General features: G+C 68.7%; 1 protein-coding gene and 1 pseudogene. Both read right to left on the reverse strand.

Annotation, left to right across the window (positions count from 1 at the left end):
• Nucleotides 1-2306: pseudogene (locus ABNT58_RS28290) on the reverse strand (hypothetical protein); the annotation flags it as partial.
• A 214-nt stretch (nucleotides 2307-2520) separates the two neighbouring features.
• Nucleotides 2521-3401: DNA polymerase (locus tag ABNT58_RS28295; RefSeq protein ID WP_348756706.1), on the reverse strand; the 881-nt coding region annotated here is incomplete at its 5' end.

Consider the following 3401-nt stretch of genomic DNA (forward strand, 5'->3'; position numbering starts at 1 on the left):
CCCGCGCTGGCGCGGATCCACAGGCTGCGCAGGCTCCAGTCGACCGAGGCCTTGGGCCGCAGGTCGATGTTGAGGTTGAGCGAGATGGTGCCGCTGAGGTTGGTACCCGGCTTGGACAGCGTGACCGACAGCGGCGAGGACAGCAGCGGAATCATGCCCACGTTGCTCAGGCCCTGGCGCTCACGCTCCAGCCCGGCCAGCAGGCCGCAGGCGCTGGGCAGGCCCTGCATCGCGCAGTCGCTGCGCGCCTGGCGCACCGCCTGCTGCGTGGTGATCCTGGCCGTGTCCTTGAGCGCCACCAGGCGGAAGCCGGCTTCACGCTCACGGCTGGCCAGGAACAGGTTGTTGCCCAGCGGCACCGCGATGCCCACGCCCGACACCCACACCGGCTCGGCGTTGCGGGCTCCGGGTGCACCGGCGGCGCTGGCCAGCATGGTGCCTTTGCGTTCGTACTGGAACACGTCCTTGGGCAGGCGCATCGCCAGCTTGCCGGTGCCGTCGTGGCGGCCGGAGAACTGGTCCACGTCGCCGGTGGACTTGCCCATCACATAGTCGGTCAGGTCGCCACCCAGGCTGAAGTTGCCGGTGGCCACGCAGTTGGCCAGCGCGGCGGTGTTGAAGGGGTAGCCGCGCGGCGCCGCTTCCCAGGCCGTCTGCAGCGCGGCGCGGGCCACCGGGTCGGCCCCGTAGCCGCGGCAGCTGCGCGCATCGGGCGCCAGCGTCACGTACCAGGTGGGCGCGGTGCCCAGCACCGAACCCGCCACCACGCTGGTGGTGAAGTCGGGCGCCGGGATCACCGTGCGCACCGAGCCCGAGACGCCGTCGCCCACCTCGATGGCGCGCACTTCGTCGAAGGCCATCGGCGTGGCGTCGGCCACGATGGAGATGCTCTCGTACACGTCCACCGGCGAGGCTTCCGTCCAGCGGAAGCTGATGGTGGTCATCGGCGCGGTGGTGGCTTCGGGCGCGTTGGCCGTCACCACCGTGGCCGGCGACACGATCTGGCTGATGCGCACCGTCGGATGGTCGACATGGCCGGTCTGCACCAGCGAGCCGACGATCAGCGTGTTCAGGTAGGCCACGGTGGCCGCATCGCGCGAGACGATGGTGGCCGTGCCGTCGGCGTTGAAGCGGATGCCGGTGACGCTGTCCTGCGGGGCGATGCGGCCCAGCGACGCGACCTCGGCATTGACCTTGGCTTCCTTCAGCGCAAAGCGGGCGATGGCCGTCACGTCGGCGGACAGGTCCACCTCGCAACGGGTGCCCACCACCTGCTTGCAGCCGGTCCAGGAATGGAATTTCCAGGCGCCGTCGATCTCGTTGGCCGTCAGGTTCACGGTGCTGCCATCGCGCGGCAGCACGGTGCTGTAGGGCTCCTTGGCTTCGCCATAGCTGCCGTTGGGCAGCGGGCTGCCGCTGATGCTGCCCACGCCGGTGACGCCGGCCTGGAACTTGACCGTGTTGCGGTCGATTTCCGCCGACAGGCTCTTGGCCACGCCCAGCGAGGCCGTCATCTGGCGCCAGGCGGACGCCATCTCGCCGGTGTCTCCGGCGTGGTACTTCTGGATCAGCGAGCGCTGGTTGGCATCGCCGCTCAGCGGCTGCTGCAACTCGGTGAAGCCGAAGGCCAGCGCCTCGCGGTGCTCGGTGCGGGTGGCGTCGAACTGCAGCAGGTCGGACGACACGGCCGCGGCATTGGCGTTTTCCAGGCCGCGCTTCATCAGCAGGCCGGCCACGCGGTTGAGCTCGATGTTCAGCGAGCTGGCGTCAAAGCGCGTCAGGTCGCCGCCGATGAGGCGGTAGGCCGCATCGCTGAGCATGGTCACCCGCACCGAGCCGTTAAGCAGGTCGCTGGCATCGACCAGCGCATTGATCTCGCCCTTGAAAGGCGTGGGCGTGGCGTCGCGGGTGCCGGTGTCGTTGACGTCCCAGTCGTTGCCGCCCGAGACGGTGACGCGGAAGAACGCGTATTTGCTGTAGTCCGGCAGGGTGACGGTGTATTGGCCGTTGTTGTCGGTCACCGTCTCGTAGAGCACGGTGCCCGACTTGTCGAAGGCGTCGCGCACCTCGACCTTGGCGCCGACCAGCACGCCCAGCGCGGCAAAGTGCTTCTGCGCCTTGGCCGCCTCCACCTGCGCGGTGGTGACGTTGGTGATGTCGACGCCCTGGGAGACGGTGCCGGTGTCGGTGGGAGACGTGGGGGTGGGCGGCGTTTCCGCGCCACCGCCCCCACCGCCGCAGGCCGCCAGCAATGCGCTGACGGCAACGGCGACCAGGCGGGCCCTGACCGCATGCGAGATGGTCATGTACAGCAATCCTCGAAGCGTGGTGATGCTCCGGGCGGCTGTACTTCGCGATGGCAACGAACAACCGGCCCGATCTTGTCGTCAGGCCAGCGGTGCATCACGCATCTGCTGGCGACTCAAGGATCTTCGGCCTGCTGTTACAACTCGATTCGTGTGAGTAACACGTGGTTTACATCACTCTTCCGGCTCAAGCGCTGCTGCGGGGTGCCGTTGGCTAGTGCGCCTTGTCCCAGTTGGGCCCCAGGCCCACTTCCGCCAGCAGCGGCACCTTGAGCTGGGCCACGCCGGCCATCAGGCGCGGCACCTCGGTGCGCACCCAGTCGACTTCGGCCTCGGGCACCTCGAACACCAGTTCGTCATGCACCTGCATCACGATGCGGGTGGCCTTGGCGCTGCGGTCGATCTCGGCCTGCACCGCGATCATCGCCAGCTTGATCAGGTCGGCCGCGGTGCCCTGCATCGGCGCATTGATGGCCTGGCGCTCGGCCGCGGCGCGGCGCGGGCCGCTGCCGCCCTGGATCTCGGGCAGCACGATGCGGCGGCCGAACAGCGTTTCCACGTAGCCGCGCTCGGCCGCGCTGGCGCGGGTCTCGTCCATGTAGCGCTTGACGCCGGCAAAGCGGTCGAAATAGCGGTCGATGTAGTTCTTGGCCGCCTTCTGGTCGATGCCCAGGTTGCTGGCCAGGCCGAAGGCGCCCATGCCGTAGATCAGCCCGAAGTTGATGACCTTGGCATAGCGCCGCTGCTCGTTGCTCACCTGGTCCAGCGCCACGCCGAACACCTCGGCCGCGGTGGCGCGGTGCACGTCGCGGCCTTCGGCAAAGGCGGCCAGCAGGCCGGGGTCTTCGCTGATGTGGGCCATGATGCGCAGCTCGATCTGCGAGTAGTCGGCACTGGCGATCTGGTGGCCCTCTGGAGCGATGAAGGCCTCTCGCACGCGCCGGCCTTCGGGCGTGCGGATGGGGATGTTCTGCAGGTTGGGGTCGTTGCTGGACAGCCGGCCCGTCACCGCCACCGCCTGCGCATAGTTGGTGTGCACGCGGCCGGTGTTGGGGTTGATCATCAGCGGCAGCTTGTCGGTGTAGGTGCCCTTGA

Origin of the sequence: uncultured Aquincola sp. (genome assembly GCF_964001545.1) — a bacterium.
In the GTDB taxonomy this organism is placed as follows: domain Bacteria; phylum Pseudomonadota; class Gammaproteobacteria; order Burkholderiales; family Burkholderiaceae_C; genus Aquincola.